Here is a 25,939-nt window from a genome sequence, read left to right on the forward strand (position 1 = left end):
TGGTGGCGTAGCTCACCAGGGCCGCCAGCAGCACCGCCCAGCAGATCAGGTGGATAAAGCCCCGCCAGTTGTTGTTCCTGCCGCTGTCCGGCTTCTTATTGTTGTTGTTTTGGTCCATATATGGGATCGCTCCTTTCAAGGGGGACCGCGTATCTCGAGCCAAAGGTGATGAGCGGCGAAATTATATCGCAGTATATCACAGAAGCCGGAAAGTCTCAAGGAGGTTTCATGAAGTTTCTGTAAATTCCCCCCCTCTGGGCATCCGGGGCCGTCCTCCCCCACTTTCCCTCTTGCAATCCTCCTTGGAGAGGTCTATAATTCAATGCTATGAAGCGCTAAACAAAGGAGGACTCCCCCTCATGAACTTCGTTTTCATCTCACCCAACTTCCCCGAGGCTTACCGCTGGTTCTGCATCCGCCTGCGGGAGAACGGCGTCAACATCCTGGGCGTGGGCGACGCGTCCTATGACGAGCTCCACCCCGACCTGAAAAAGGTCCTCCGCGAGTATTACCGGGTGGACAGCCTGGAGGACTACGATCAGGTGCTCCGGGCCCTGGGCTACTTCACCGGGCAGTACGGCAAGATCGACTGGGTGGAGAGCAACAACGAATACTGGCTGGAGCTGGACGCCCAGCTCCGCACGGATTTCAACATCACCACCGGCCTGAAGGCCGACCAGATCGAGCGGTTCAAGAGCAAGACGGCCATGAAGGAGTTCTATAAAAAGGCCGGGCTCCCCTGCGCCCGGTACGCTCCCGTCACGGACCTGGAGGCCGGGCTGGCCTTCGCCCACGAGGTGGGCTATCCCATCATCGTCAAGCCCGACAACGGCGTAGGGGCCATCGCCACCTGGCGGCTCAAGAGCGACGAGGACATGCGGGAGTTCTTCCGGGACCCGCCGCCGGTGCCCTATCTGATGGAGGAATACGTCTCCGGCTCCGTCACCACCTACGACGGCATCTGCGATTCGAGGGGGGACGTCCTGTTCGCCGCCAGCCACATCACCCGGAACTCCATCATGGACATGGTGAACGAGGGCGTGCCTACCTATTATTATGTGGACAAGGAGGTCCCCGCCGACGTGGAGGCCGCGGGCCGGGCCACGCTGAAAGCCTTCGGCGCGTTCAGCCGCTTCTTCCACCTGGAGTTCTTCCGCCTGACGGCGGACAAGCCGGGCCTGGGCCGCGTGGGGGACATCGTGGCCCTGGAGGTCAACATGCGTCCCGCCGGCGGCTACACGCCGGACATGCTGAACTTCGGCCAGAGCGCCGACGTGTACCAGATCTGGGCGGACATGGTGGCCTTCGACGAGCTGCGCCACACCTATGACGGCCCCCACAGCTACTGTGTCTACGCCGGGCGGCGGGACGAGAACCGTTACGTCCTCACCCTGCCCCAGCTGGAGGCCCGCTGCGGCGGTCATGCCCGGCTCTTCACCCGGATGCCCGACGCCCTGGCGGGCACCATGGGCAACCAGGTCGCCATCGCCTGCTTCGACACGGTGGAGGAGGTGGACGCCTTCGTCCGGGCGGCCTTCCAGCTGGAGGACGAGGCTTGATGCAGGATATCCAAAGGGGCGGCGGTCTGCCGCCTCTTTTTTCGTGCAGATCTTTTCCCGAAACGGGAACCTTTCCCCCGGGCCCTGCGTCAAACTATCGGAAGCAGCCAAACAAAGACTTCGATCAGGAGGACGACTATGAAAACGAAACTTTTTGCGCTGATGCTGGCGCTGGCCCTTGCCCTCTCCCTGTCCGCCTGCGGCGGATATACCGCCCAAGGCGGCGCGCCCGCAGACGGCGCCCCGGGGACGGACGCCCCCGGGACCAGCGCCCCCGGGGACGGCTCCCCGGGAGCGGACGCCCCCGAAGCCCCCGAGGGCCCCGCCCCCCAGGAGGACGTGGACCTCGCCGGATTCTATGATGCCCTGCTGGCAGAGACCGAGTGGCCCAGCCTGATGCCCCTGGAGGGAGAAGTGCTGGACAGCTTCTACCCCGGACTGTCGGACCTCAGCCTGAAGCAGTGCCTGGTGAACACCGCTGCCATCTCCGCCGCCGTGGGCGAGATCGCCCTGGTGGAGGTCGAGGACGCCGAGGACGCCAAGACCGTCGAGGAGATCTTCCAGGCCCGCATCGACTACCAGGTCGGCGACGAGGAAAATCCCGGCGGGGCCTGGTATCCCGAGACCATCGAGGGCTGGCGGAAAAACTCCCGCATCGTCACCCAGGGCACCTGCGTCATGATGGCCGCGGGCGACGCCGCCGACGACGCCGTGGAGCGCTTCAACGCGCTGTTCGCCTGAGCGAAGCGGAGGGACGAAGGTCCCTCCGCTTCAGGCTGTCGAAAAGTCTTTTCGACAGCCTGAGCAAGTTTTCAGAACTTTTTTGAAAGTTCTGAAAACTTATTTATCGGAAACGAAAGGGACCCTTCCTGGGTCCCTCTCGTAGCTCTCTTCCTTCCCGTCGATGTAGTTTCTCCTACTTTTTCGACAGGCTGGGGCGGAGGGACGAAGGTCCCTCCGCTTTTTCTATAGTTGCAAATCCCACTTGCCTTCCTTCGGGCTATCCATTATAATGGCCCTATCATCTGAAAAATAAGGAAAGGGATGCCACGTGGGAATACTCGATCTGTTCAGGAGCCGCCGGGAAGGAGCGCCCCCGCCGCCGGCCGTCCAGCCCCAGCTCTCTACCGACCCCGCCGACTACGCCCACATGCGGGTGGAGGTCACGGCTTTCGACGGACAGCTGCTGTTCGTCGCCAAGCTGATGTACCCCCGGGGGACCACGGCGGAGCTGCACCAGTACTTCGACTCCGCTCTCCCGGAGGATACGGAGCCCGTCCGGGTCCGCATCCGGGGCTATCATGACCACACCAAAAAGGCGGTCTACATGGAGGGCGTCATCACCCCCATGCCCAAGCACATCTGGAAGGTGGAGGAGCTGGTGGTGAACCGGGTGGGGAACGACCGGGCCTTCTTCCGCCTGGACACGGACCTCGACGCCCATATCACCAAGTTCAGCGGCCGGAACGCCGGGGAGGCGCCCTGCAAGCTGCTGAACATCAGCGTGGGCGGGGCCCGCATCGCCGCCGAGCAGCAATACTGGGAGGGCGACAAGCTCCTGCTGAACGTGCAGCTCTCCGAGGACCGGGACAACTCCGTCATGTTCTGCCAGGTGCTCCGGGTCATCGAGAAGGAGGACGGCCCTTATGAGTACGGCTGCCAGTTCCTGGAGCTGACGGAGGCCGACGAGGGGAAGATCACCCAGAACATCTTCGACATCCAGCGGAAGATGCGGGGAGGATCCCAGTAGGGACGGTGTGCCCAAGCCCCGGCGTGGGCGCACCCGCCCGCAGGAGGAGCGGGGATGCCCGCGGCGGGGCGCAGGCGCGCCGCGAGAGGGGGCCGGGAGGGTCCCCTCTCGCTTTCGATCCGAGGACTTCCCTATCCGGGGGACCTCAGAGCCGGAACAGCTGCAAGATCACGCCGTACAGCACGCTGGCCACCGTGCCGAAGACGATGACCGGCCCCGCCACGGTGAACATCTTCGCCGCCATGCCGGTGACGAAGCCCTCGCTCTTGAAGTCGATGGCCGGGGACACCACGGCGTTGGCAAAGCCGGTGATCGGCACCAGCGTCCCCGCCCCGCCGAAGCGGGCGATCTTGTTGTAAAGGTTCAGCCCCGTCAGCAGGGCGGAGAGGAACACCAGCGTGCAGGAGGCGGCGGTGCCCGCCTCTTCCTTGTTCAGCCCGGCGGAGGACCAGCCGTTGGTGATGGCCTGGCCCAGCACGCAGATGGCCCCGCCGATGACGAAGGCCAGGGCCACGTCCTTGACGATGGGGGATTTCTTAGACTTCTGCTTGACGTACGCCTGATACTCCTTGGGAGACATGTCCATGGGAAAGCGCCTCTTTTCCTTCTTGGTTTCCCATAGCTTTCCCCCCGCCGCCGGGAATATTCCCCGCGGGAGCGGCCGCGTCCCGCCCCGAGGACCGCGTCCGGGCGGCGTTCGTGGTATCGTCAGCGAAGCCGGAAGGGAGCGTCTGCTCCTTCCCGCCCGGCGGACCAAAGCTCCGCCAGGGCGCGCCGCGCCGCAAGGGAGCGGATCCAAAGGATCCTCCCCCGCTGTGCCGGCTATGACATGAGGAGCCGTGAGGCCAAGGAACGGAGGACGAGATCATGGAATTGAAAAACACTTTACCGGCCGTGACGGACATGGAGCGCAGCCTTGCGTTCTATGAGGAGGTCCTGGGGCTCCGGGTCATCGCGGACTTCGGCGCGAACGAGACCCTGACCGGCGGCCTGTGCCTGCAGACCCCGGAGCAGACGGCGGAGCGCATGGACGTCCCTGTGGACTGCGTCCGGGAGAACGCCCGATGAGCCGGCCCCTGGGCATCTACATCCATGTCCCCTTCTGCAGGCAGAAGTGCGTCTACTGCGACTTCTACTCCCTCCCCCGCCGGGAGGGGGACATGGACGCTTACGTCTCCGCCCTCCGCGCCCAGCTGCTGGGGACGGACTTCTCCGGCTATGAAGCCGATACCGTCTACTTCGGCGGCGGAACCCCCAGCTATCTGGGCCCCCGCCGCCTGACCGCCCTGCTGGAGGCGGTCCATGCCGCCTGCGGCGTGGACCCGGGGGCCGAGATCTCCTTCGAGGCCAACCCCGACTCCGCCGCGGACGCGGAGGCGCTGGCCTCCCTCCGGCGGGCGGGGTTCAGCCGGGTCTCCCTTGGGATGCAGTCCGCCGACGACGGCGAACTGGAGTCCCTGGGCCGCGTCCACACCATGGCCCAGGTCCGCTCGTCCGTGGAGGCGGTCCGGGAAGCGGGCTTCGACGATCTTTCCCTCGACCTCATCTACGGCCTGCCGGGACAAAGCCTCTCCCGCTGGCGGGCGAACCTGGCCGCCGCCGTGGAGCTGGCCCCGGAGCACCTCTCCTGCTACGGTCTCAAGGCCGAGGAGGGCACCCCCCTCTATGCCCGCCGGGACGCCCTCCCGGACGACGGCACCCAGGCGGACATGTACCTTGAGACGGTCGCCTTCCTGGAGGCCCGGGGCTACCGGCAGTATGAGATCTCCAACTTCGCCCGGCCGGGCCGGGAGTCCCGGCACAACCTGAAATACTGGACCCTGGGGGAATACGCCGGGTTCGGCCCCGGGGCCCACTCCGACTTCCGGGGCGTGCGGTACGCCTGGGCGCGGGACCTGGGGGCGTTCCTCCGGGGGGACCAGATCCTCTCCGAGGTCCAGCGCGTGTCCCCCCGCGAACGGGAGGCGGAATGGCTGATGCTGTCCCTCCGCCTCGTCCGGGGCCTGGATCCGGCGGAGCACGCGGAGCGCTCCCGCCGTCCCTTCGCCCGGTACCTGCCCTTCCTGCGCCGCTGCGAGGCGGCGGGCTACGCCGTCCAAGAGGCGGGCCGCTGGCGCTTGACCCCCCAAGGCTTCCTGGTGTCCAACCAGATCATCGGGGAGCTCTTGGACCTCTGAACGATCGGGAGGAGCTTATGTACGTCTACACCACCGGACAATGGGTCCTGTTGTTCTTCTTCTACTGCCTGTGCGGCTGGATCTGGGAATCCTGCTATGTCTCCCTCCGCCAGGGGCACTGGGTCGACCGGGGCTTCCTCCACGGTCCCGTGCTGCCCATCTACGGCTCCGGGGCCATCATCATCCTGCTGGCCACCATCCCCGTGGCGGAGGATCTGCGGCTGGTCTGGCTCTTCGGCATGGCCGCCGCCACGGCGCTGGAGTACGTCACCGGCGCGGTCATGGAGCGGATCTTCAAGGTCCGCTATTGGGACTATTCCAGCCAGCGGTTCAACCTCAACGGCCACATCTGTCTTTCCAGCTCCATCGCCTGGGGCTTCTTCTCCATCCTGATGGTGCGCTTCCTCCACCCTCCCGTGGCCCGGCTGCTGGCCCGGATCCCCGCCCTGTGCGTGGACCCGCTGGCCCACGTCCTCACCGCCGCCTTCACTGTGGACGCGGTCCGGTCCGTCCAGGCCGCTTTGGATCTGCGGGACATGCTGGCCAGATTGGCGGAGGAGAACGAGGACCTGCGCCGCCTGGCGAAGCGGGCGGAGGTCTATGCTGCCTTCGCCAAGGACGACCTGCGCCGCTTCCGGGAGCGGACGGAGCTGGAGCGGCTGGAGCTCCAGGAGCGTCTGGAGGAGGGGCTGGCGGAGCGCCGGCAGGCCCGGGCGGAACGGGTGGAGGCGTCCCTCCGCCGCCGCCTGGACGCCAAGCTGGAGATCCTGTCCGCGATCTCCGGCGCGCTGGAGACCTGCCGGGACCACCTGGACGATCTCCCCGAGCTGACCGGCGAGGAACTGGAAGCGCGCAGGGCGGAGCTGGAGGAGCTCGTCCGGCGGGTCCGGGAACGGGAGGCCGCGATCCGGAGCCGTCCCGCCGCGCCCTATCACCGGGCCCTGCGCATCCTGCGCGCCCACCCCTCCGCCACCGCCGCGAGATCCGGCGAAGTCCTGGAGGCGCTGAAAAAACTGGGGAAGAGCTGATCTTCAGCTCTCCCCCAGTCTCCGCAGGCGCTCCTTCAGCCACCTGACCTCCGCCAGCAGGTCGTAGACCGCGTCCTCTGAGAGGACGCCCCGCCTGAGGTCCTGCGGGAGCCGCCCGGCGGCGTCCTCCTCGTAGTCCTCCCTCCACCGGCCGTCCTCGTAATAGGCCGTCAGCTCCTCCAGCCCCGCCTGCGCGGCGGCGCAGCGGTCCAGGGCCTGGGCCAAAGCCTCCGCCGCGGCGGAGGCTTCGTTCAAGCACCGCTCCATGCGGGCGATCCGTTCGATCCGTCCACTTAGTTCCATCGTATCCTCCCTTGACATGAGGAAGACCGCCGAACAGCCGTCCGGCGGTCTTATCTTCAGCTCATCTGCTTGCGCCGGCTCAGGTTCATCGTGCCGTCCTGCATACTGTTCAGGGTCTCCAGGCTCTTGCCGGTGCCCAGGGCCACGCAGGAGATCGCGTCCTCGGCGATCATGGTGTGGATGCCCGTCCGGGCCGTGACCAGCTTGTCGAAGCCGGACACCAGGCTGCCGCCGCCGGTCATCACGATGCCGTTGGTGGAGATGTCCGCCACCAGCTCCGGCGGCGTCCGCTCCAGCACGGAGTGGATGGCCTCCATGATGCGCTCCACCGGCTCCTCGAAGGCGTCCATCATCTCCGTGGAGCTGACCGCCACCACCTTGGGCAGTCCCGTCAGCAGGCACCGGCCCTTCACGTCCAGGGTCTCCTCCTCCTCCTTGGGGAAGACGCAGCCGATCTGCTTCTTCATCTCCTCGGCGGTGCGCTCGCCCACCAGCAGGTTGTGCTTGCGGCGCATATACTTCACCACGGCCTCGTTGAGCTGGTCCCCGGCGATCTTGATGGAGGCGGACTCCACCACGCCGCCCAGGGAGATGACGGCGATGTCCGCCGTGCCGCCGCCGATGTCCACCACCATGTGGCCGTCGGGCTTGGCGATGTCGATGCCCGCGCCGATGGCGGCGGCCACAGGCTCCTCGATGAGGTAGACCTTCCGCGCGCCGGCGGAGATGCCCGCGTCGATGACGGCGCGCTCCTCGACCTCCGTGATGCCGGAGGGCACGCAGATGATGACCCGGGGCTTGAAGACGGAGACCCCGGCCACCTTGTGGATGAACTCCCGGAGCATCCGCTCCGTCATGTCGTAGTCGGAGATGACGCCCTCCCGCAGGGGGCGGATGGCGATGATGTTGCCGGGGGTCCGGCCCAGCATCTCCTGGGCCTCCATGCCCACCTTCAGCAGCTTCCCGGTGCTTTTATCCATGGCGACGACAGAGGGCTCGTTCAGCACGATGCCTTTGCCTCTTATAAATACCAGAACTGAAGCGGTACCAAGATCGATACCGATATCCTTTGACATGGGCAATTCCTCCATTTATCTTAAGTCCAACTGCTGACAGGCGGCAGACCGCCTGCGATCCTATAAAATTACAAGCTACATTATACTGGCAGGACCGCCAGAATGCAAGCCTATTCTTTCGCTTTTTCTCCCCCGTTTTCCGCATCCGGCCCGGCGAAAGCCGCGGCGGCGCAGACGACCGCCTCCGCTCCCGCCTCCCGGAGGGCCCCGGCGGCGGAGACGAGGGTGGAGCCGGTGGTGCAGACGTCGTCGATCAGGAGGATGCGCTTCCCGGAGAGGTCCCCGACAGCCTCGTAAACGCCCCGGGTGTTCTGCCAGCGGGCCCCGGCGCCGTCCAGGCCGGACTGGGCAGGGTTGTCCCGGACCTTGCGCAGGAGGCGCTCCGGCTCCACGTCCCAGAGCCTGCACGCCTCCTCCGCCAGGAGCCGGGCCTGGTCGTATCCCCTCCGGCGCAGGCGCTTTGCGCTGACGGGGACCCAGGTCACGGTGTCGAACCCGCCGGAGAAGCGCTCCGCGGCGGCCTGGGCGATGAGCCCGCCCAGGGGCGCGGCGGCAGAGAGGCCGCCATGGAACTTGAAGCGCCGGATGCCCTTCCGGACGGAGCCCTCGTACCACAGCGGAGCAGCGCAGAGGAGCCCGCCCCGCAGTTCCCGGAGGGAGCGGGCCTCATCGGTCCAGGGCAGATCCTCCCTGCAATCCGGGCAGATGCCGGGGGCATCCTGGACCCTGCCGCAGAAGGGGCATTTGGGCGGGAAGAGGAGGTCCAGCATGACATCGATGAGCTTCATGATCCCAGCAGTTCGTCGTAGGTCGTCTCCAGGGCATCCCGGATCGCCCTCAGCTGGGACGCCTGGATGTGCTGTGCTCCCCGCTCGATCTTCACCAGGGCCTCCCTTGTCATGGAAACGCCCTGCAGCTGCATGAGGCTCACCAATTCCGTCTGCTTCAGACAACGCCGCTGGCGGATCTCCCGGATGTTCGCGCCGATGCAGATATCCTGTTTGATTTTTTGTTCCGTCATAGCAACCTCGCAAAAGGACCCATTTGGGTTCATCTGCTTTATTCTATGTAGGAACGATTTTTCAATGGGACTCATTTGGGTCCACATAAACACTTGACAGGATCGGTCTGTCCATCTATAATAAGCATGAGAGGGCACCGTGACTGGCGGTTAGCTCATTCAAGTCCTGGTAACAAAAGCAACTTTGAAACCGTCACTTGGCAGAGTGACGGTTTCTGCTTTTCACGATGATCGTGACCGTAAAGGGCCCGATGTGTAACGTGATCCGCATGCAGCCTCACCTCCTTTCGGAGGGTACAGCCAACCGCCCGCCTTTTGCACAGTGCCTTCTCGAGTGATACGATACCATAATTTTCGACAAAAGGCAAGGGCCGCCGTAAAACAGCGGCCCTTGTCTCAGGCTGTCGAAAAGGTCTTTTCGACAGCCTGAGCAAGTTTTCAGAACTTTTAAAAAAGTCCTGAAAACTTATTTATCCAAAACGAAAGGAACCCTTCCTGGGTTCCTCTCGTAACTCTCTTCCTTCCCGTCGATGTAGTTCCCTCTACTTTTTCGACAGGCTGAGGCAAGGGCCGCCGTAAAACAGCGGCCTTTGCCTTTCATCCGCCGGTCCCCTTCGCCAGCCGCCACCGCAGGCCGGAATACCGCCGCTGCCGCCGGTCGTTCGCCGCCATGGCCCGGACCGCCGCGTCGTCCCCTACCACGACCAGCAGCTCCCTGGCCCGGGTCAGCGCCGTGTACAGCACCCCCCGCACCATCAGCGACTGCGCTGCCGGCATCGCCGCCAGCACCACGCAGCGGTACTCGCTGCCCTGGGCCTTGTGCACCGTCATGGCGAAGGCCAGGTCCACCTCGTTGAGCTGCTCCGCGCCGTAGACCGCCCGCCGCCCGTCGAAGTCCAGCTCCAGCCAGTCCCCGGAGTCGTCGATCTTCACGATCTTCCCCACGTCCCCGTTGAACATCCCCGCGCCCATGGTCCCGTCTTCCTTTTCCCAGACCACGTCGTAATCGTTCCGGGTCTGCATCACCCGGTCGCCCTCCCGGAACAGCCGCTCGCCCCACGAGATCTCCCGCTTCCCCGGCGCCTTCGGGTTCAGCGCCTCTTGGAGCCGCCGGTTCAGCTCGACGGTCCCCATGGGGCCCTTCCGGGTGGGGGTCAGCACCTGGATCTCCGCCGCCGGGACCCCCATCTTCTCCGGCAGGCGGGTCCTGCACAGCTCCACCAGGGTCGTCACCGCCCGCTCCGGATCCCGGCGGCAGAGGAAGAAGAAGTCCCCCTGGTTGTTCGTCAGGTCCGGCGCCTTCCCCAGGTTCACGGCGTGGGCGTTGCGGATGATGGCGGACTGCTCCGCCTGGCGGAAGACCTCCCGGAGGAAGACCGTCTCGATCCTCCCGCTCCGGATCAGGTCCGAGAACACGTTCCCCGCCCCCACCGAGGGCAGCTGGTCCGCGTCCCCCACCAGCACCAGCCGGGTGCCCGGCCGCAGGGCCCGGAGCAGCGCCGAGAACAGCGGCAGATCCACCATGGACATCTCGTCCACGATGACGGCATGGGCCTCCAGGGGCTCCTTCTCCGTCTTGGTGAAGCTCACCTGCCGGGTGCTCTCGTTCCAGCTCATCCCCAGGAGGCGGTGGACCGTCTGGGCCTCCATGCCGGTGAGCTCGCTCATGCGCTTCGCCGCCCGGCCCGTGGGAGCCGCCAGGACGACATCCAGCCCCATCTTCCGGAACAGCGCCACGATGCCCCGGACCGTCGTCGTCTTGCCGGTGCCGGGGCCCCCGGTGAGGATCAGCACGTCCTCCCGCGCCGCCAGCTCCACGGCCTTCTTCTGCTGGGGGGCGTAGGTGATGCCCTGGGCCCGCTCCAGCTCGTCCACCGTCCGGGCGGCGGAACGGATGCGGTCCGGCTGGGCGGACAGCAGCAGCTCCAGCCGCTCCCGGACGGAGGTCTCCGCCTCCCACAGCCGCCGGAGGTAGCACGCGTCCACGTTCGCCACCCGCTCCTGGACCACCAGCCCCCGCTCGATCAGCTCGTCCAGGGCCAGCTCCGGCTGGTCCGCGCCGCACTCCAGGAGCTGGGCCGTGGCGGCGACGAGCTTCTCCCTGGGGAGGAAGACGTGGCCGTTGTTCTCGTTGTGGCTGAGCTCGAAGGTCACCGCCGCCTGGAGCCGCCGGCTGCTGTCCGGCTGGATGCCCATGCCCATGGCGATCTCGTCCGCCACGGAGAAGGCCACGCCGCACGCGTCGGCGGAGAGGAGGTAGGGATCCTCCCGCAGCTTCTCCAGCGCCGCGTCGCCGTACTGCTGGCGCAGCCGCATGGCCAGCACCGGCGGCAGCTCGTACCGGGCCAGGAAGGCCATCAGCCGCCGCAGGCCCATGTGATGGCGGAAGCTCCCGGCGATCTCCTGGGCCCTCCGGGCGGTGACGCCCTTGAGGGTGGTCAGCCGCTCCGGAGCGGTCTCCAGGATGTCGAAGGTCTCCAGGCCGAAGCGGTCCACGATGTTCCGCGCCGTGGCGGGGCCCACGCCCTTCAGGACGCCGGAGGCCAGGTAGGAGACGATCTCCTCCTCGTCCTCCGGCAGGCTCCGCTCGATCTCCTCCGCCCGGAGCTGCTCCCCATGCTGGGGATGCTGCTCCCAGGAGCCGTTGACGGTCAGGTGTTCCCCGGGGGCCGCGCAGGGGATGCACCCCACCACGGTGACGACCTCCCCCTCCTCGGTGAGGAGGCGGAGGACCGTGTAACCGTTCTCGGCGTTTTGAAAGATGACGCTATGTACCGTGCCCTCCCGGCAGATCTGTCCTTCCATTTTGGATATCCTCTCTTTTTCGTCTCCCTGGCGGAGTCAAATCTCCGCGGCCAGCTCCCCGGCGCTGACCAGGGAGGCGTCCTTCTCCCGCTGGGCCAGGTAGAGGGCCAGGGTCCGGGCCTCCGGGGTCAGGCCGCAGTCCGCCAGGACGATCTTCGCCCCTGGGAGCCCTCCCTGGACCCGGCGGAGCTCCCGGACGTCGGCCTCCATGGCCAGGGCCTCGCCCCTCAGCGGGAGGACCAGCAGCAGCCCCGGGATCGCCGGGCGGCCCCCCAGGTGGAGCAGGGTCCCGGCCACGACCCAGACGATGGTCGTCAGGCCCACGGCCGACAGGAAGGCCAGGACGCCGTCTTGCAGTAACAGCATTGATATCACCTCGGTCCAGCTTATGCCGGAGGAGGGGATTCGGTTATACCGGCCCGTCCCCCTTGACAAAGCGGCCCGTTTCGATATAATGGATATGGAAGGGCGCTGCCACACAGCGGTCAGCCCTTACAAGTCAATACAGGAAACCTATGCTGACTGCTCGTGCCACCGGGCAGTCAGCACGCTTTTGTGGTCAGCGTCCAGGTCCAAAAGGCCAGGCACGCCAGGAACCGGAGCACCAAGTACGACCGTTTCCTCCACATCCGCATCACCCCCCTCCTCAGGGAGTGGCCGACCGCCTGTTATGTAACAGCGTCCTTCTGGAGCTCATCCTACCAGAAGCGGCACTTTTTGTCAAACGGCGCGAGGCCCCAGGAGCCGCCGGGCACGGCGGCTCGTCTCCTCCCGCCTCATCGCTCCTCGGACCGTCCTACCAGATAGTCGATGCTCACCCCGAAGTGGTCCGCCAGCTTCCACGCGTTTTCCAAATTGGGCAAATTGGCCCCATACTCCAGCTTTTGATAATGCTGCTCCGTGATGCCGATCGCTTCGGCAACTTGGACCTGTGTTTCACATTCCTCTTTCCGCAGCTCTTTCAATCTCTCTTTTATCAAAATTTCCATGGTTGACCCCCTTGACACATTACGCTTTATGTGTTATCCTAATTATAGGACCTCAAAGTTAATGTCTATATGAGTGGAGGAAATTATGTCCGACTTCATGAAATGGCTCTATGCCAACTACATCAAGCCTTATCTGGACACGGTCCCCCAGGGGGACTACAAACCGGACTTCTACTTCCTGGAGGATGAGATCTCCTCCGCCACCGCGGACAGCTTCTCCAAGGCCCAGGAGTTCACCGCCGTCCACGCGTTCCTCCTGGGCCTCCGCACCGGGAAGGGCTTGTCCGATCCTCTCCGCCCCTGACGCTCAGCGCCCGATCCCCAGCTCCGCCAGGATGACCTCCTCCCGCTCCCGCATCTGCGCCTTCATCGGCCCCTCGTCCAGGTGGTCGTATCCCAGCAGGTGCAGGACCGAGTGGACCGTCAGGTACGCCAGCTCCCGGCGGGCCGAATGGCCGTACTCCTTCGCCTGGGCCGCCACATGCTCCATCGAGATCATCATGTCCCCCAGGGGCACCAGCCCTGTGCCCGGATCGGCGTCCTCCGGCCCGGGCAGCTCCCCCGGCCGGAGGTCGAAGGCCGGGAAGCTCAGCACGTCGGTGGGCTTGTCCACCTGCCGGGCTTCCCGGTTCAGTGCGCGGATCTCCGCGTCGCTGGTGACAAGTACGTCCACTTCACAGGGGAAGTCCACCCCCTGCGCCGCCAGGGCCGTGCGGATGACCTTGCGGAGGAAGGCCCGCCGGCTCTCGCTCACCCCGGGGACGCCGGCGGTGACAGGGATATAATGCCGCTTCATCTCCGCCGCCCCTTCCCCTGGTCCTTCCGCCCGTCCCGCTTCTCGTAGTCCTCATAGGCCTGCACGATGCGCTGGACCATGACGTGGCGGACCACGTCGGCATTGGTCAGCTCGCAGATGCCGATGCCCTCCACGTTCTTCAGGACCCGCATGGCCTCCCTGAGGCCGGAGGTCTTCCCGTCCGGCAGGTCGATCTGGGTCGCGTCGCCGGTGATGACGATCTTGGACCCGAAGCCCAGCCGGGTCAGGAACATCTTCATCTGCTCCCGGCTGGTGTTCTGGGCCTCGTCCAGGATGATGAAGCTGTCGTCCAGGGTCCTCCCCCGCATATAGGCCAGGGGGGCCACCTCGATGCTCCCCCGCTCCAGGTACTTCTGGTAGGTCTCCGCCCCCAGCATGTCGAAGAGCGCGTCATACAGCGGCCGGAGGTAGGGGTCCACCTTGGACTGGAGGTCGCCGGGCAGGAAGCCCAGGCGCTCCCCGGCCTCCACGGCGGGGCGGGTGAGGATGATGCGGTTCACCTGCTTATCCCGGAACGCCTGGACGGCGGCGGCCACGGCGAGATAGGTCTTGCCGGTGCCCGCCGGGCCCACGCCGATGGTGACGGTGTTCTTCAGCACGGAGGCGATGTAGTCCTTCTGGCCGATGGTCTTGGGCTTGATGGGCCGTCCCTTGGCGGAGATGCAGAGCACGTCGCCGGCAAGCTCGGCGATCTTCTCCTCCTTCCCCGCCCGGACCATGCTGATGACATAGCGGACGTTCTGCTCCCCGATGGCCTCCCCCCGGCTGGAGAGGGTCAGCAGGGCCTGGACGGCCTTGCAGGCCATCATGACGTCCTCCGCCTCGCCCTCCACCCGGAGCTCGCTGTCCCGGTTGACGACGGTGACGGAGAACTCCTGTTCCAGCAGGCGGATGTTCTCGTCGAACGATCCAAAGATGTTGATGGCCTGTTCCAGCCGCTCGATGCTGATCTTTTGTTCCAAATCTTTCCACTCCTCCGTCCTCCCCCGGAAGGGGAGGACTCCAAGAACTCTCGCCCGCTCCCCGGCGCCTGCCGGTCCCAAGCGCCCCCATGGCGTCCGGGAGCCGCGCGGCCGGCAGGCCGTTCACGCTCCTGCCGCGCCCTCGGTGTAGATGGGCACCGACTCCCCGATCTCCTCCAGGCACTCCGCCGACAGCGTGACGATCAGCGCGTCTCCCCTCTGGCGGGAGGAGCACAGCGTGGACTTCACCTCGCCGTAGGGCTCCACCAGTTCCCGGAGCTGCGCCGTCAGGATGGCCTCGGCGGCCTCCTCCGCCCGGGCGGCGTCTTGGGGCGCGGGGACGGGCTCGTAAAACCGCCACCCCTCCACCACCAGCGTCACCGGCAGGGGCACGCCGAAGAGGACCCAGGGGTATCTCTTGGTCATTTTATCATAGTTTGCCCCTTCGATGCTACTGTTTGAAAAGAATTTTATGCGCCGGGTCCCAAAGACCAGGGACACGCCGGTCTTCTCCTCGCCGGTCCAGCGTTTCTCCATGGCCGTCAGGGGCATGGAGACCGTCAGGTCGTACCACGTCCGGGCCTCCACCTTCCCCATGCCCGCCAGGACCCGGGCGCCCACGGTGTCCGTGTCCTCCACGCCGGAGATCAGGATCTGCCCCTCCGTCACGGCGCTGCCCGGGACCACGCAGGCCACGCCCCCGATGGTCTGGATCTTCTTCACCAGCCCCGCCCGCCGGGCCACCAGGTTGCACGGCTCCCGCCGGTCGATCCTCACCGGCTCCGGCTCCCGCTCCCGGACCTGGACGTTCGCCCGGCAGCCCGAGACGTTGACGGCGATCCAGCTCAGCTTCGGCACGTCCAGGAGCACGTGGTTCCGGATGTCCTCCCCGTCCAGGGACAGCCCGAAGGTCCCCAGCCCCACGCCGTTCTTCTCCAGGGCCCGCAAGATCTCCTCCGTGGGGACGGTCTCGTTGCCCTCCACCCGGAGGTCCCAGATGAAGAAGGACCCCAGGAACAGCGCCAAGGCGCAGCCCACCATCCCCACCACCAGCGCCTGGCGGTGGCGGAAACGCAGGAGGAAGTACGGCGCGCCCTCCAGGCCCACCAGGTCGAAGGTGCAGTCCAGGTTCTTCCCCACCTCCCGGAGCTTCTTCCAATCCCTCCGGGACAGGCGGCAGGTGAAGGCCGTGGGGGACTCCCATTCCAGGTCCCAGAAGGCCAGGTCCTGGGCCCCGCAGAGGTTCAGCACCCGCTCGGGGAACGCGCACTCCGCCCGGACCCGGACCTGGCCCCGGAGGCGGTTGACCATCCCGTTCAGCATGGCGCCACCCATTCCACGGACCAGATCTCCCCGCCGATCCGCAGCTCGCCCGCCGTCATGGCCAGCAGGGTCAGCCTCCGCCCCTTCACCCGGAGGACCCCGGCGGAGGTATTGGCGTCGATCTGCTCTTCCGTATAGGCCAAAAGGCCGGTGTGGTGCTCCAGGTACAGCTGGCGGCCCCCCACCATCTCCAGCCGGGGCAGGCCCGCCACGATGTCCGCCGGCAGGTCGAACAGCTCCGCCACCGTGCCCAGGACGCCGCCGTCCCGGTCCCGTCGATTCCGTTCCATAATGTCTCACCTCGCTCTAAGCCTATGCAGCGGCGTCCAAAATCCTGCTTGTCCCGCCTGCGGTCCCCAAACAAGCCCTGGCATGTTCCCTCCTCCCGCCGCATAGGGATGACCGGGGTGAGGCTTATGAAACGGCGCTGGCGGACGGACCTGTGCCTGGTCCTCTGCGGACTTTTGATCTGGTTCCTGGCGGACGCGGCCCGGGTCCGGGAGGCGGCGGCGGCGGGGCTGGCCCTCTGCGGCCGGTCGGCGGTCCCCGCCCTGTTCCCCTTCATGGCGGTGTCCACTATGCTGGTCTCCATGGGCTTCGGGGGATGGGCCGCGCCCCGCCTGGCGGGGCTGATGAGCCTATACCGCCTGCCCGGCCCCGCCGGATCCGCCCTGCTGCTGGGCCTGGTGGGGGGCTATCCCATCGGGGCCCGGACGGCGGCAGAGCTCTACGAGAAGGGCCTCCTCACCGCGGAGGAGGCGGAGCGCCTCCTGGGCTTTTGCAACAACTCCAACCCGGTGTTCCTGATCGGCGTCCTGGGGGAAGGGGTCTTCGGCAGTCCCCGGACGGGGGTGTATCTATGGCTCATCCACGTGCTGTCGGCCCTGCTGACGGGGTTTTTCTTCCGGGGGGACGCCGGGGCCCCTGTGCGGAGGCGGGTGCCAAGGGCAGTCCCTTGTCAGGATACCACCTTCGCCTCCGCCTTCGTGGAGGGCGTCCGGAGCGCCTGCGGGAACATGATCTCCGTCTGCGGCTTCGTCATCTTCTTCTACGTGCTGGCAAGCCCCCTCGCGGGGCTCGGCGGACCGCTGGGGGCGGGGCTGGTGGGCCTCCTGGAGCTCTTCTCCCTGACGCCTCTGCTGACGGCGGACCGGCTGGGCTTCGTCCTGGCCTCCGCCTGCGCGGGCTGGGGCGGGGCCTCCATCCTGTGCCAAACGGCGGCGGTGCTGGACGGCAGCGGCCTGCGGCTGCGGAACTGCGTCAAAGGGAAGATCCTCCAGGGCCTCCTGGCCGGAGGGCTGGCGGCGGCAGTCAGCTGTTATCTGTTTTGATGCTCCGATGAGAAGGTCCCCTGCCCGCGGGCAGGGGACCTCAGGCCGTCGAAAAGTCTTTTCGACGGCCTCAGCAAGTTTTCAGAACTTTTAAAAAAGTTCTGAAAACTTATTTATCGAAAACGAAAGGGACCCTTCCTGGGTCCCTCTCGTAACTCTCTTCCTTCCCGTCGATGTCGTTCCCTCTCCTTTTTCGACAGGCTGAGGTCCCCCGCCCGCAGGCAGGGGACCTTCCCTATGACGGTGGATGCGGGAGCCGTATCCGGCGGGAAGAGGGCGTGCGGGACCTCCTCCCCGGCCGCCCGCGCCATTGGGATCGTCGGTCTCCGGGGCTTTCAAAAGTCCCGGGAACTCCCTCAGCCTGCCGAACGGGGCCTTTCGGCAGGAAAGGCCCCCTGCCCGCGGGCAGGGGACCTTTTCCTGTGCTCATCGTATAGATCCGACAAAATACTACGTTCCGTACTCACCGCTGCCCCTTGTCGTAGGGGATGCCCTCCGCCTTGGGGGCCCTGGACTTCTTGGACGTGAAGGCCAGCACCACCAGGGAGATGATGTAGGGGAGCATGTTGTACACCGAGGCGGGGAGCTCCAGCGCCTGGAGGAAGCTGAAGCCGGAATACACATTGCCCAGCGCCCGGCAGAACCCGAACAGCAGCGCCGCCAGGGCGATGCGGCTGGGCTTCCACTGGCCGAAGATCATGACGGCCAGGGCCAGGAAGCCGAAGCCCGCCACGCCGTTCTCGAACTTCCACTCGCTGACGCCGGCGGTGACGTACACGATGCCGCCCAGGCCGCCCAGCATGCCGGAGATCAGCACGCCGGCGTAGCGCATCTTATAGACGTTGATGCCCACGCTGTCCGCCGCCTGGGGATGCTCGCCGCAGGCCATGAGCCGCAGGCCGAAGCGGGTCTTGTACAAGGACACATAGGACCCGACCAGCGCCAGCAGGGCCAGCAGCATGAACCAGTTGAACTCGAAGCTCCCGATGTTCACCAGGAACGCCTTCTTCGCGCTGATGTACTGGATGGTAGAGGACACATTGTCCACGCTCTCGGCGGTGTTCATGGCCTTGACGAAGACCGTGGCCGCCGCGGTGCCCAGCAGGTTCATGGCGGTGCCCACCAGGGTCTGGTCCGCCTTGAAGTTAATCGCCGCCACCGCCAGCAGCAGCGAGTAGATCACGCCCAGCCCGACGGCCGCCAGCACCACCAGCAAGATCATGCCGGCGGCGGGGGTGGTCTCGGGGAGGAACTTCATCATCAGCGCGCCGCCCAGGGCGCCCATGACCATGATGCCCTCCAGGCCGATGTTGATGACGCCGGAATGCTCGGAGAAGCAGCCGCCCAGGGCCACCAGCAGCAGCACCGACGCGAAGATCAGCGTGTATTGCAGCAGAAGGATCATTTCCCGTCGCCTCCTTTCTCAGCGGCCTTCTTCTCGTCCCGGCGGTCCAGCCAGCGGTTCATCGCCGTCCGGAAGAAGAGGACGAAGGCGCAGAGATAGATGATCATGGCGGAGATGAGGTCGGAGATCTGGGAGGAGTACATGGTCTTATCCACGTACGCGCCGCCGTTGGTGATGTGCTGGATGAAGTAGGAGGAGAAGATCGCGCCGATGGGATCCAGTCCGCCCAGGAAAGCGGCGGCGATGCCGTTGAAGCCCATGGCGGGGACGGCGGACTGGGTGCACTGCCACTGCTCGAACCCGGTGAGGAACAGCATGGCCGCGCCCATACCGGCCAGCCCTCCGGCGATGGCCATGGTGAGGATCAGGTTCTTCTGCTCCCGCATGCCGCAGTACTTGGCGGCGAACTTGTTGCAGCCCGTGGCCCGCAGCTCATAGCCCAGCTTGGTCTTCTCCAGCAGGACCCACACCAGCACGGCCACGATGACCGCCAGGGGGATCGCCAGGCCCACGTACTGGTTCTTGCTGAACAGGGCCCCCAGCCCCAGGGAGGGGAGGATGGCCCCCTCGTTGGTGCTGGCCAGGGTGAAGGTATAGGGGCTGGTCTCCTCCTTCACCTGGGTCAGCAGCATGTTCACGCTGTAGAGGCTGATCCAGTTCAGCATGATGCAGGAGATGACCTCGTTGACGTTGCAGTAGGCTTTCAGCACGCCGGAGACGGCGCCCAGGGCGGCCCCGGCGAGGATGGCGGCGATCAGGCACAAAAACCAGGGGAGCTTCAGCCCCAGGGCGCAGTAGAGGCACGCGCCGGTGCCGACCACATACTGGCCCGCCGCGCCGATGTTGAACAGGCCCACCTTATAGGCGAAGAGCACCGACAAACTGCACATCAGCAGGGGGGCGGTCTTCACCAGGGTGCTGCCGAAATAGCGCAGCTGGGCGGTGGACTTGGAGTAGGTCATGAAGTTCTCCACGATGGCCAGGATGGCCCCGTTGGCCCCGGCGGGGTTGATGATCAGCAAGATCACGTACCCCAGCAGCAGGCCGATGAGGATGCACAGCAAAGACGCCAGCAGGGTCTGCACCGCGCTGTTGCGCAGCAGGGAGTCCTTTTCCTTCTTCATCCCTCACGCCCCCTTCCTTTTCGCGCCGGCCATGTAGAGGCCCAGCTCTTCCACCGTGACGGCCTTGGGATCGAACTCGCCCACGATCTCCCCCTCGTACATGACGAGGATGCGGTCGGATACGTTCATGACCTCGTCCAGCTCCAGGCTGACCAGCAGCACGCCCTTCCCGGCGTCCCGCTGGGCCACGATCTGCTTGTGTATGTACTCGATGGCGCCCACGTCCAGGCCGCGGGTGGGCTGGACGGCGATCAGCAGCTCCGGATCTTTGTCGATCTCCCGGGCGATAATGGCCTTCTGCTGGTTGCCGCCGGACATGCTCCGGGCCGCCGTCACGGGGCCCTGGCCGGAGCGGACGTCATACTGGTCGATGAGGCCCACGGCGTACTCCCGGATGGCCTTGCGCTTCAGGAAGCCCGCGGGGGAGACGAAATGGCTCTCGAAATACCGCTGGAGCACCATGTTGTCCTCCAGGCTGTAGTCCAGGACCAGGCCGTGCTTGTGCCGGTCCTCGGGGATGTGGCTCATGCCGGAGGTGCTCCGCTTGCGGATGGGGGCCTTGGTGATGTCATGGCCGTTCAGGACCAGCGAGCCGCCCTTCAGCGGCTCCAGGCCGGAGATGCCGTAGACCAGCTCCGTCTGGCCGTTGCCGTCGATGCCGGCGATGCAGACGATCTCGCCCCGGCGGACCTGGAAGGAGACGTCCTTCACCGCGTTGTTGTTGTGGCGCTTCGAGGCGACGGTGATGCCCTTCACGTCCAGGACGACCTCGCCGGGCTTGGCGGGGGCCTTCTCCACGGCAAAGCTGACGTCCCGGCCCACCATCATGCGGCTCAGCTCGGCCGGGTCGGTGTCCGCGATGTCGACGGTGCCGATGTACTTGCCCTTGCGCAGCACGGAGCAGCGGTCCGCCACTTCCATGATCTCGTTGAGCTTATGGGAGATGAAGAGGATGCTCTTGCCCTCCTTGGAGAGGTTCTTCATGATCTGCATGAGCTCCTCGATCTCCTGGGGGGTCAGCACGGCGGTGGGCTCGTCGAAGATCAAGATCTCGTTCTCCCGGTAGAGCATCTTCAAGATCTCCGTGCGCTGCTGCATGCCCACGGTGATGTCCTCCACCAGGGCGTCGGGATCCACGTGGAGCCCATACTTCTCCGAGAGGGCGACGACCTTCTCCCGGGCCTCCGCTTTTTGGAGGAAGCCGTGCTTACAGGGCTCCACGCCCATGATGATGTTGTCCAGGACGGTGAAGCACTCGACCAGCTTGAAGTGCTGGTGGACCATGCCGATGCCAAGGTCGTTGGCGTCATTGGGGTCCTTGATGGACACCACCCGGCCCTCTTTCTTGATGACGCCCTCCTCCGGCTGATACAGGCCGAACAGCACGCTCATCAGCGTGGACTTCCCGGCGCCGTTCTCGCCCAGCAGGGCGTGGATCTCGCCTTTTTTCAGCTGCAGGGTGATATTGTCGTTGGCTATGATGCCCGGGAAGCGTTTGGTGATGTTCAGCATCTCGATGGCATAGCTCTGTTCCAATTTCACGACCTCCTCCTTCTTCTCTGTTTCCTCGGATCTCACGCAGGGGACGATCCGTGTACATTGTACCATATCCGTGCGTGGAATTCAAAGCATTTTTTGCAAATATCCACAAGGTCGACCTCAGGGCCCCCTCCGGCCGAAAAAACGAGGACGGGAACAGGTCCCGTCCTCGCTGCTGCTTGGAAGTCCGTTACTTGATGTTGCCCAGGTCGTTCACCTTGATGTTGGAGACGGAGGGCATGGCGGAGATGTCGTCGGACACGGTGATCTTGCCGTCGAACATATCCTTCACCAGGGCCTTATAGTCGTCCTGAGAGAAGCCGTCGCCCCACTGGGTGGTCTCCATGGGGAGCAGGACATAGTTGGCGTCGGGATCGTCGCCGGAGACCAGGCCCAGGGCCTCGGCCTTGCCGGCATAGTCGGCGAAGTTGCCCGCGGACACCTCGTCCAGCATGTGGTTGACCGTGGCGGCCAGGCCCTTCATGGCGGAGGTCAGGGTCACGCCCTCGCCGTAGGCGGCGTCCAGGTTGAAGCTCTGGTCCACGTCCACGCCGATGACCTTGGTGCCGGGGACCTTGGCGGCCGCCTCACCGGCGGAGGTGCAGATGCCGCCGCCGCAGGCGAAGACCACTTCCACGCCCAGGTTCTGGTACCAGTTGTCGGTGTAAGCGGTGATGTCGGGATCGCCGAAGAACTGGTTGCCGTAGACATACTCCACGACCACGTCGCTCAGGCCCAGCTCACCGGCGGCAGCGTCGATGCCCTGGACATAGCCGTAGCCGAAGCGCTGCACGGCGGGGACGGCCATGCCGCCCAGGTAGCCCAGGTGCTTGTAGCCCAGCTTCACGGCGGCGTAACCGGCCATGTAGCCGCAGAGCTCTTCCTTGTAAACGGCGCAGTAGACGTTCTCGGGGACGGTGCCGCCCACGTCGCCCTCGCTGACGTCCAGGGCGATGAAGCTGATCTCGGGATAGGTGTCGGCCACCTGGGTGATGGTCTCGCCGAAGGCGAAGCCGGGCATGACGATGACGTTATAGTCCTCGTCGGCGGCCTTCTCCACCATGGCCACGCGCTCGGCCGTGGAGTCGCCGGCGGGCTTGTAGTAGGTGAAGTCCACGCCGTTGGCCCCGCACCAGGCCTTGCTGGCCTCGTAGGTGGTCTGGTTGAAGGACTGGTCGGTGATGTCGCCGTAGTCGGTGATCATGGCGACCCGGATGCTGCTGCCGCCGCCCTCGCTGCCGCCGTCGTCGGCGGGCTGGGAGGCGCCCTGCTGGCTGTCGGAGCCGCTGCCGCTGTCGGAGGGAGCGCCGGAGTCGTTCCCGCCGCAGGCGGCCAGAGACAGGACCATCGCAAGAGTCAGCAGGATCGCGAATAACTTCTTCATATGTGATCAACCTTTCTTCCGTTTTTCCTCTTCAAAAAAGAGGCCGGCCTCACAGGGCCACATTTATTATAGCAAGTCCGCTGGGAGATTTCAACCAATTTTACAAAATGTTTTCCTTTTGGGGAAAACGCCGGGGGAGCCCCCAGGGGCCTCCGCGGTCCTCACGCGCCCTGCCGCTCCGCCATGCGGACGGCGGTCTCCAGGGCGATCTCCATCATCTGGACCAGGGACGTCTGGCGGTCCGCCGGGGGCAGTTCCTCCCCGGTGACCAAGTTGTCCGTGACGGTGCAGATCGTCAGGGCCCGCTTGCCGGCCTCGGCGGCGGTGGTGTAGAGGCCCGCCGTCTCCATGTCGATGGCCAGGACCCCCATGGGGGACCACTCCAGGCCGCCGCCGTGCTTGAAATAGAACACGTCGGAGCTGAGGATGTTCCCCACGGGAGGCTCCACGCCCATCCCCCGGGCCACGGACACGGCGGTCTCCAGCAGGCCGAAGTCCGCGATGGGGGCGAAGACGCCGGGGAGCCCCAGATGGTGGGCGAAGTTGGAATCCGTACAGGCCCCCTGGGCCAGGACCACGTCCCGGAGCTTCAGCCTCCTGCTGAGGGCCCCGGTGGTGCCCACCCGGATGATGTTGTCCACGTCATAGACGTGGAAGAGCTCGTGGGAGTAGATGCCGATGCTGGGGATGCCCATGCCGGAGGCCATGGCGGACACAGGGACGCCCTTGTAGGTCCCCGTCCAGCCCTGGATCCCCCGGACGTCGTTCACCAGCCTGGCGTCCTCCAGGAAGGTCTGGGCGATGAACTTGGCCCGGAGGGGGTCGCCGGGCATGAGGACCGTCTTGGCGAAGGCGCCCTTGGCGGCTTCGTTGTGGGGGGTGCCCATGTCAGCCCTCCTGCGCCTTCACGGCCTTGACCACCCGGCTGGTGCCCAGGCGGGACGCGCCCAGGCGGATGAAGTCCTCCGCGTCCTTCAGATCGGCGATGCCGCCGGCGGCTTTGATCTTCACGTTGGGGCCCACGTGCTTGGCGAAGAGGGCCACGTCTTCCCGGGTGGCCCCGCCGCCGCCGAAGCCGGTGGAGGTCTTGATATAGTCCGCGCCGGAGGCGGTGACGATCTCACACATCTTGATCTTCTCCTCGTCGGTGAGGAGGCAGCACTCGATGATGACCTTCAGGAGCCTGCCCTTGCAGGAGGCCTTGACGGCCCGGATCTCCGCCAGGAGCTCGTCCCACTTCCGGTCCTTCACCCAGCCGATGTCGATCACCATGTCCACTTCCCCCGCGCCGTTGTCCACGGCGTCCGAGGCCATGAAGCACTTGGCCGCGGTGGTATCATAGCCGTTGGGGAAGCCGATGACGGTGCAGATGGTGAGCTTGTCCCCCACATAGTCCGCGGCCTGCTTGACGTAGCTGGCGGGGATGCAGACGCTGGCGCAGCCGTACTCGATCCCATCGTCGCAGAGGGCGCGGATCTCCTCCCAGGTGGCTCCCTGGGCCAGGAGGGTATGGTCGCACTTTCCAAGGATCTCCTTCAGTTCCATTTCAGCTTGCTCCTTTACAAAATAGAGATAGCGGGCATATCCATATGCCGCGGGAGGGATCTGCCGCTTCGATCATACCAGATTTTCCCCGGTTTGTCCAGCCCGCCGCCCCTTGCAAAGAAGGTCCCGGCATGCTACAATGATGCGGACATCCTATATGGAGGCTTCTCAATGAAAAAACGGCTTTTCTCCCTGCTCTGCGCCTTGACCCTGCTCCTGGGCGCGGTCCCCTCCGCTGCCGCCCTGGAGGGCGAATCCCAGCGGGCCGCGGAGGTCCTGGCGGCCCTGGGGCTCATCGGCGGCGTCCCCTCCGCGAAGGCGCTGTCCGCTCCCGCCAGCCGGGACCAGGCGGCGGAGGTCCTGGTCCGGCTCCAGGGGCTCACCGAGGAGGATCTGCCCTCCGGCGCTTACGACCATGCCGCGGACCAGGGCTGGATCGCCCGCGCCGGGCGGAGGGCCCCCATCCCCGCGTCCGAGTTCTGCGCCGGCCTCCTGCGGCAGCTGGGCTATGAGGGCTTCACCGAGGAGGACGCCGCCGTCTTCGCCCGCCGGATCGCCCTGACCGCCCGGGACTACGGCGAGACGCTGACCCTGGGCGGCCTGTGCCAGCTCGTCCGGGACGCGCTGGTCTTCCCCGACGCGGAGGGCCGGCCCCTGGCCCGGCGTCTGGCGGATGAGGGCCTCTGCGCCCCGGAGCAGATCCAGGACCTCTTCCCGGAGGAGCTGAACGCCCGGCAGATCGCCGACCGCCACATGGCCGCCGTCTTCCGGCTGGACATCTATTACACGGAGAGAGCCTACCGCCTGGGCCAGGCCAGCAACGGCGGGAGCGCCTTCTTCATCTCCGCCGACGGGCTGGCCGTCACCAACTGCCACGCCATCGACGGCGCCGTCCTGGCCACCGCCACCCTGATCACCGGGGAGACCTTCCCGGTGGAGCGGGTCCTCTTCTACGACTACGGCGCCGACCTGGCCCTGCTGAAGATCTCCCAGACCTCCGCGGACGGGGAGACCACCGCCCCCCTCTTCTCCTATCTGGAGCTGGCCGGGGAGCCGGACCTCCGCCGGGGCGACTGCGTCTACACCCTGGGCGTGCCCCTGGGCATCACCCCCGCCGTCAGCCAGGGCATCATCAGCGCCACGGACCACCATGCCGACCGCTTCTCCGTCCCCTGCATCATCAACACCGCCGACATCTCCCACGGGAGCAGCGGCGGCGCGCTGCTGAACGTCTACGGACGGGTGGTGGGCGTCACCTCCGGCGCGTATCAGGCGGGCAACAGCCTGTACATCTCCGTCCCCCTGGACCTCGTCCTGGAGGCGGACTGGGAGGCCGAGGGCCTCACGCTGAAGGAGGCCGCGGCGCAGAGAAAGGCCCAGGGCTGATCCGGCGGGCCCGTCCAAAAAATAAATCTCCCAGATCGAAGAAAATGCTTGCAATCCCAAAACAGCCGTGCTATACTGACAGATGCTGTTATAGCGCAATCCGTTTTAGAAAGGGGTGAACAGAGCAATGAAGGAAGGAATCCATCCCAATTATCAGCAGACTACGATTACATGCGCCTGCGGTAATGTGATTGAGACAGGTTCTACCAAGAAGGATATCAAGGTGGAAGTCTGCTCTAAGTGTCACCCCTTCTTCACCGGCAAGCAGAAGCTGGTGGATACCGGCGGCCGGGTCGCGAAGTTCAACAAGAGGTTCGGCCTGGACAAATGAGTCCGACACAGTCACATCGAGGAGAGCGCGCCGTAGTCCGGTGCGCTCTTTTTCTGCGTGTATCCCAAGATCCCCATTGCGTTT

The 25,939-nt window shown here is 65.5% G+C and carries 28 protein-coding genes; 10 read left to right on the top strand and 18 right to left on the bottom strand.

The features are described from left to right. Nucleotides 1-359: 359 nt before the first annotated feature. From QZ332_RS06215 to QZ332_RS06225, 3 genes are all read left to right on the top strand, one after another. Nucleotides 360-1,559, top strand: a complete 1,200-nt coding sequence (locus tag QZ332_RS06215; protein ID WP_295763697.1) for an acetyl-CoA carboxylase biotin carboxylase subunit family protein — start codon at nucleotides 360-362, stop codon at nucleotides 1,557-1,559. A gap of 138 nt (nucleotides 1,560-1,697) precedes the next feature. Next, nucleotides 1,698-2,300 carry a DUF4358 domain-containing protein gene (locus tag QZ332_RS06220; RefSeq protein ID WP_295763699.1) on the top strand — a complete coding sequence of 201 codons (603 nt, stop codon included), beginning with the start codon at nucleotides 1,698-1,700 and terminating at the stop codon, nucleotides 2,298-2,300. A gap of 310 nt (nucleotides 2,301-2,610) precedes the next feature. Further along, nucleotides 2,611-3,309 carry a flagellar brake protein gene (locus QZ332_RS06225; protein WP_295763701.1) on the top strand — a complete coding sequence of 233 codons (699 nt, stop codon included), beginning with the start codon at nucleotides 2,611-2,613 and terminating at the stop codon, nucleotides 3,307-3,309. A 145-nt stretch (nucleotides 3,310-3,454) separates the two neighbouring features. Here QZ332_RS06225 and spoVAC read toward each other — a convergent pair whose 3' ends face one another. Beyond that, nucleotides 3,455-3,895 (bottom strand): stage V sporulation protein AC, encoded by a 441-nt coding sequence (spoVAC, locus tag QZ332_RS06230; RefSeq protein ID WP_295763703.1) that lies wholly within the window; start codon nucleotides 3,893-3,895, stop codon nucleotides 3,455-3,457. 281 nt (nucleotides 3,896-4,176) lie between these two features. On the opposite strand from spoVAC, the gene QZ332_RS06235 reads away from it, so the two are divergent. From QZ332_RS06235 to QZ332_RS06245, 3 genes are read left to right on the top strand one after another with little or no spacing between them, the layout of a single operon-like run. Continuing rightward, nucleotides 4,177-4,377 (top strand): VOC family protein, encoded by a 201-nt coding sequence (locus QZ332_RS06235; protein ID WP_295763705.1) that lies wholly within the window; start codon nucleotides 4,177-4,179, stop codon nucleotides 4,375-4,377. After that, nucleotides 4,374-5,486, top strand: coding sequence for a radical SAM family heme chaperone HemW (gene hemW, locus QZ332_RS06240; protein ID WP_295763707.1), 1,113 nt, complete (start codon nucleotides 4,374-4,376; stop codon nucleotides 5,484-5,486). Before QZ332_RS06235 ends, hemW begins: the two co-directional genes overlap by 4 nt. A gap of 17 nt (nucleotides 5,487-5,503) precedes the next feature. Further along, nucleotides 5,504-6,514: a putative ABC transporter permease gene (locus QZ332_RS06245; protein ID WP_295763708.1), complete on the top strand. Its 1,011-nt coding sequence runs from the start codon at nucleotides 5,504-5,506 to the stop codon at nucleotides 6,512-6,514. Nucleotides 6,515-6,517: 3 nt separating this feature from the next. Here QZ332_RS06245 and QZ332_RS06250 read toward each other — a convergent pair whose 3' ends face one another. The 7 genes from QZ332_RS06250 to QZ332_RS06280 all read right to left on the bottom strand — a co-directional run bounded on the left by QZ332_RS06250 (nucleotide 6,518) and on the right by QZ332_RS06280 (nucleotide 12,708). Continuing rightward, a complete protein-coding gene (locus tag QZ332_RS06250) occupies nucleotides 6,518-6,817 on the bottom strand; it encodes a DUF4298 domain-containing protein (protein ID WP_295763710.1) in 300 nt (99 codons plus the stop codon). A gap of 56 nt (nucleotides 6,818-6,873) precedes the next feature. Then, nucleotides 6,874-7,899, bottom strand: a complete 1,026-nt coding sequence (locus tag QZ332_RS06255) for a rod shape-determining protein (RefSeq protein ID WP_295763793.1) — start codon at nucleotides 7,897-7,899, stop codon at nucleotides 6,874-6,876. 104 nt (nucleotides 7,900-8,003) lie between these two features. Next, nucleotides 8,004-8,681 (bottom strand): ComF family protein, encoded by a 678-nt coding sequence (locus QZ332_RS06260; protein WP_295763713.1) that lies wholly within the window; start codon nucleotides 8,679-8,681, stop codon nucleotides 8,004-8,006. After that, a complete protein-coding gene (locus tag QZ332_RS06265) occupies nucleotides 8,678-8,914 on the bottom strand; it encodes a helix-turn-helix domain-containing protein (protein ID WP_295763716.1) in 237 nt (78 codons plus the stop codon). Before QZ332_RS06265 ends, QZ332_RS06260 begins: the two co-directional genes overlap by 4 nt. A 597-nt stretch (nucleotides 8,915-9,511) precedes the next feature. Next, on the bottom strand, nucleotides 9,512-11,719 hold the full coding sequence (locus QZ332_RS06270; RefSeq protein WP_295763718.1) for an ATP-dependent RecD-like DNA helicase: 2,208 nt from the start codon (nucleotides 11,717-11,719) through the stop codon (nucleotides 9,512-9,514). A 36-nt stretch (nucleotides 11,720-11,755) separates the two neighbouring features. Beyond that, nucleotides 11,756-12,085, bottom strand: coding sequence for a hypothetical protein (locus QZ332_RS06275; protein ID WP_295763721.1), 330 nt, complete (start codon nucleotides 12,083-12,085; stop codon nucleotides 11,756-11,758). A 410-nt stretch (nucleotides 12,086-12,495) separates the two neighbouring features. Next, complete coding sequence (locus QZ332_RS06280) at nucleotides 12,496-12,708, bottom strand: helix-turn-helix transcriptional regulator (protein WP_295763723.1); 213 nt, start codon at nucleotides 12,706-12,708, stop codon at nucleotides 12,496-12,498. Nucleotides 12,709-12,793: 85 nt separating this feature from the next. Between QZ332_RS06280 and QZ332_RS06285 the strand changes: the two genes are divergently transcribed. After that, nucleotides 12,794-13,012 carry a hypothetical protein gene (locus tag QZ332_RS06285; protein WP_295763726.1) on the top strand — a complete coding sequence of 73 codons (219 nt, stop codon included), beginning with the start codon at nucleotides 12,794-12,796 and terminating at the stop codon, nucleotides 13,010-13,012. Nucleotides 13,013-13,015: 3 nt separating this feature from the next. On the opposite strand, the gene ybeY is transcribed toward QZ332_RS06285, so the two are convergent. From ybeY to QZ332_RS06305, 4 genes are all read right to left on the bottom strand, one after another. Then, on the bottom strand, nucleotides 13,016-13,504 hold the full coding sequence (gene ybeY, locus QZ332_RS06290) for an rRNA maturation RNase YbeY (RefSeq protein ID WP_295763728.1): 489 nt from the start codon (nucleotides 13,502-13,504) through the stop codon (nucleotides 13,016-13,018). Beyond that, complete coding sequence (locus QZ332_RS06295; protein ID WP_295763731.1) at nucleotides 13,501-14,487, bottom strand: PhoH family protein; 987 nt, start codon at nucleotides 14,485-14,487, stop codon at nucleotides 13,501-13,503. The genes ybeY and QZ332_RS06295 overlap by 4 nt, the downstream gene beginning before the upstream one ends. A gap of 123 nt (nucleotides 14,488-14,610) precedes the next feature. Next, nucleotides 14,611-15,810 carry a sporulation protein YqfD gene (locus tag QZ332_RS06300; protein ID WP_295763734.1) on the bottom strand — a complete coding sequence of 400 codons (1,200 nt, stop codon included), beginning with the start codon at nucleotides 15,808-15,810 and terminating at the stop codon, nucleotides 14,611-14,613. Next, nucleotides 15,804-16,100, bottom strand: a complete 297-nt coding sequence (locus QZ332_RS06305; protein ID WP_295763737.1) for a YabP/YqfC family sporulation protein — start codon at nucleotides 16,098-16,100, stop codon at nucleotides 15,804-15,806. Before QZ332_RS06305 ends, QZ332_RS06300 begins: the two co-directional genes overlap by 7 nt. A gap of 126 nt (nucleotides 16,101-16,226) precedes the next feature. Between QZ332_RS06305 and QZ332_RS06310 the strand changes: the two genes are divergently transcribed. After that, the gene (locus QZ332_RS06310) at nucleotides 16,227-17,141 is read left to right on the top strand and encodes a sporulation protein (RefSeq protein WP_295763741.1); all 915 of its coding nucleotides are present in this window, start codon (nucleotides 16,227-16,229) and stop codon (nucleotides 17,139-17,141) included. 463 nt (nucleotides 17,142-17,604) lie between these two features. Here QZ332_RS06310 and QZ332_RS06315 read toward each other — a convergent pair whose 3' ends face one another. From QZ332_RS06315 to deoC, 6 genes are all read right to left on the bottom strand, one after another. After that, entirely contained in the window at nucleotides 17,605-18,546 is a 942-nt protein-coding gene (locus QZ332_RS06315) for an ABC transporter permease (protein ID WP_295763744.1), read from the bottom strand. Further along, nucleotides 18,543-19,670 (bottom strand): ABC transporter permease, encoded by a 1,128-nt coding sequence (locus tag QZ332_RS06320; RefSeq protein ID WP_295763746.1) that lies wholly within the window; start codon nucleotides 19,668-19,670, stop codon nucleotides 18,543-18,545. The genes QZ332_RS06315 and QZ332_RS06320 overlap by 4 nt, the downstream gene beginning before the upstream one ends. 3 nt (nucleotides 19,671-19,673) lie before the next feature. Beyond that, on the bottom strand, nucleotides 19,674-21,182 hold the full coding sequence (locus QZ332_RS06325) for an ABC transporter ATP-binding protein (RefSeq protein ID WP_295763796.1): 1,509 nt from the start codon (nucleotides 21,180-21,182) through the stop codon (nucleotides 19,674-19,676). A gap of 217 nt (nucleotides 21,183-21,399) precedes the next feature. After that, complete coding sequence (locus QZ332_RS06330; RefSeq protein WP_295763749.1) at nucleotides 21,400-22,593, bottom strand: BMP family ABC transporter substrate-binding protein; 1,194 nt, start codon at nucleotides 22,591-22,593, stop codon at nucleotides 21,400-21,402. A gap of 161 nt (nucleotides 22,594-22,754) precedes the next feature. Continuing rightward, on the bottom strand, nucleotides 22,755-23,480 hold the full coding sequence (gene deoD, locus QZ332_RS06335) for a purine-nucleoside phosphorylase (protein ID WP_295763751.1): 726 nt from the start codon (nucleotides 23,478-23,480) through the stop codon (nucleotides 22,755-22,757). A gap of 1 nt (nucleotide 23,481) precedes the next feature. Beyond that, nucleotides 23,482-24,138 (bottom strand): deoxyribose-phosphate aldolase, encoded by a 657-nt coding sequence (gene deoC / locus QZ332_RS06340; RefSeq protein ID WP_295763753.1) that lies wholly within the window; start codon nucleotides 24,136-24,138, stop codon nucleotides 23,482-23,484. Between the two features lie 171 nt (nucleotides 24,139-24,309). On the opposite strand from deoC, the gene QZ332_RS06345 reads away from it, so the two are divergent. Both QZ332_RS06345 and rpmE read left to right on the top strand, forming a co-directional pair. Next, on the top strand, nucleotides 24,310-25,524 hold the full coding sequence (locus QZ332_RS06345) for a S1C family serine protease (RefSeq protein ID WP_295763756.1): 1,215 nt from the start codon (nucleotides 24,310-24,312) through the stop codon (nucleotides 25,522-25,524). 127 nt (nucleotides 25,525-25,651) lie between these two features. Beyond that, complete coding sequence (gene rpmE / locus QZ332_RS06350; RefSeq protein ID WP_016321164.1) at nucleotides 25,652-25,855, top strand: 50S ribosomal protein L31; 204 nt, start codon at nucleotides 25,652-25,654, stop codon at nucleotides 25,853-25,855. Nucleotides 25,856-25,939 lie beyond the last annotated feature (84 nt).

Origin of the sequence: uncultured Oscillibacter sp., from assembly GCF_910584465.1 — a bacterium.
In the GTDB taxonomy this organism is placed as follows: domain Bacteria; phylum Bacillota; class Clostridia; order Oscillospirales; family Oscillospiraceae; genus Oscillibacter.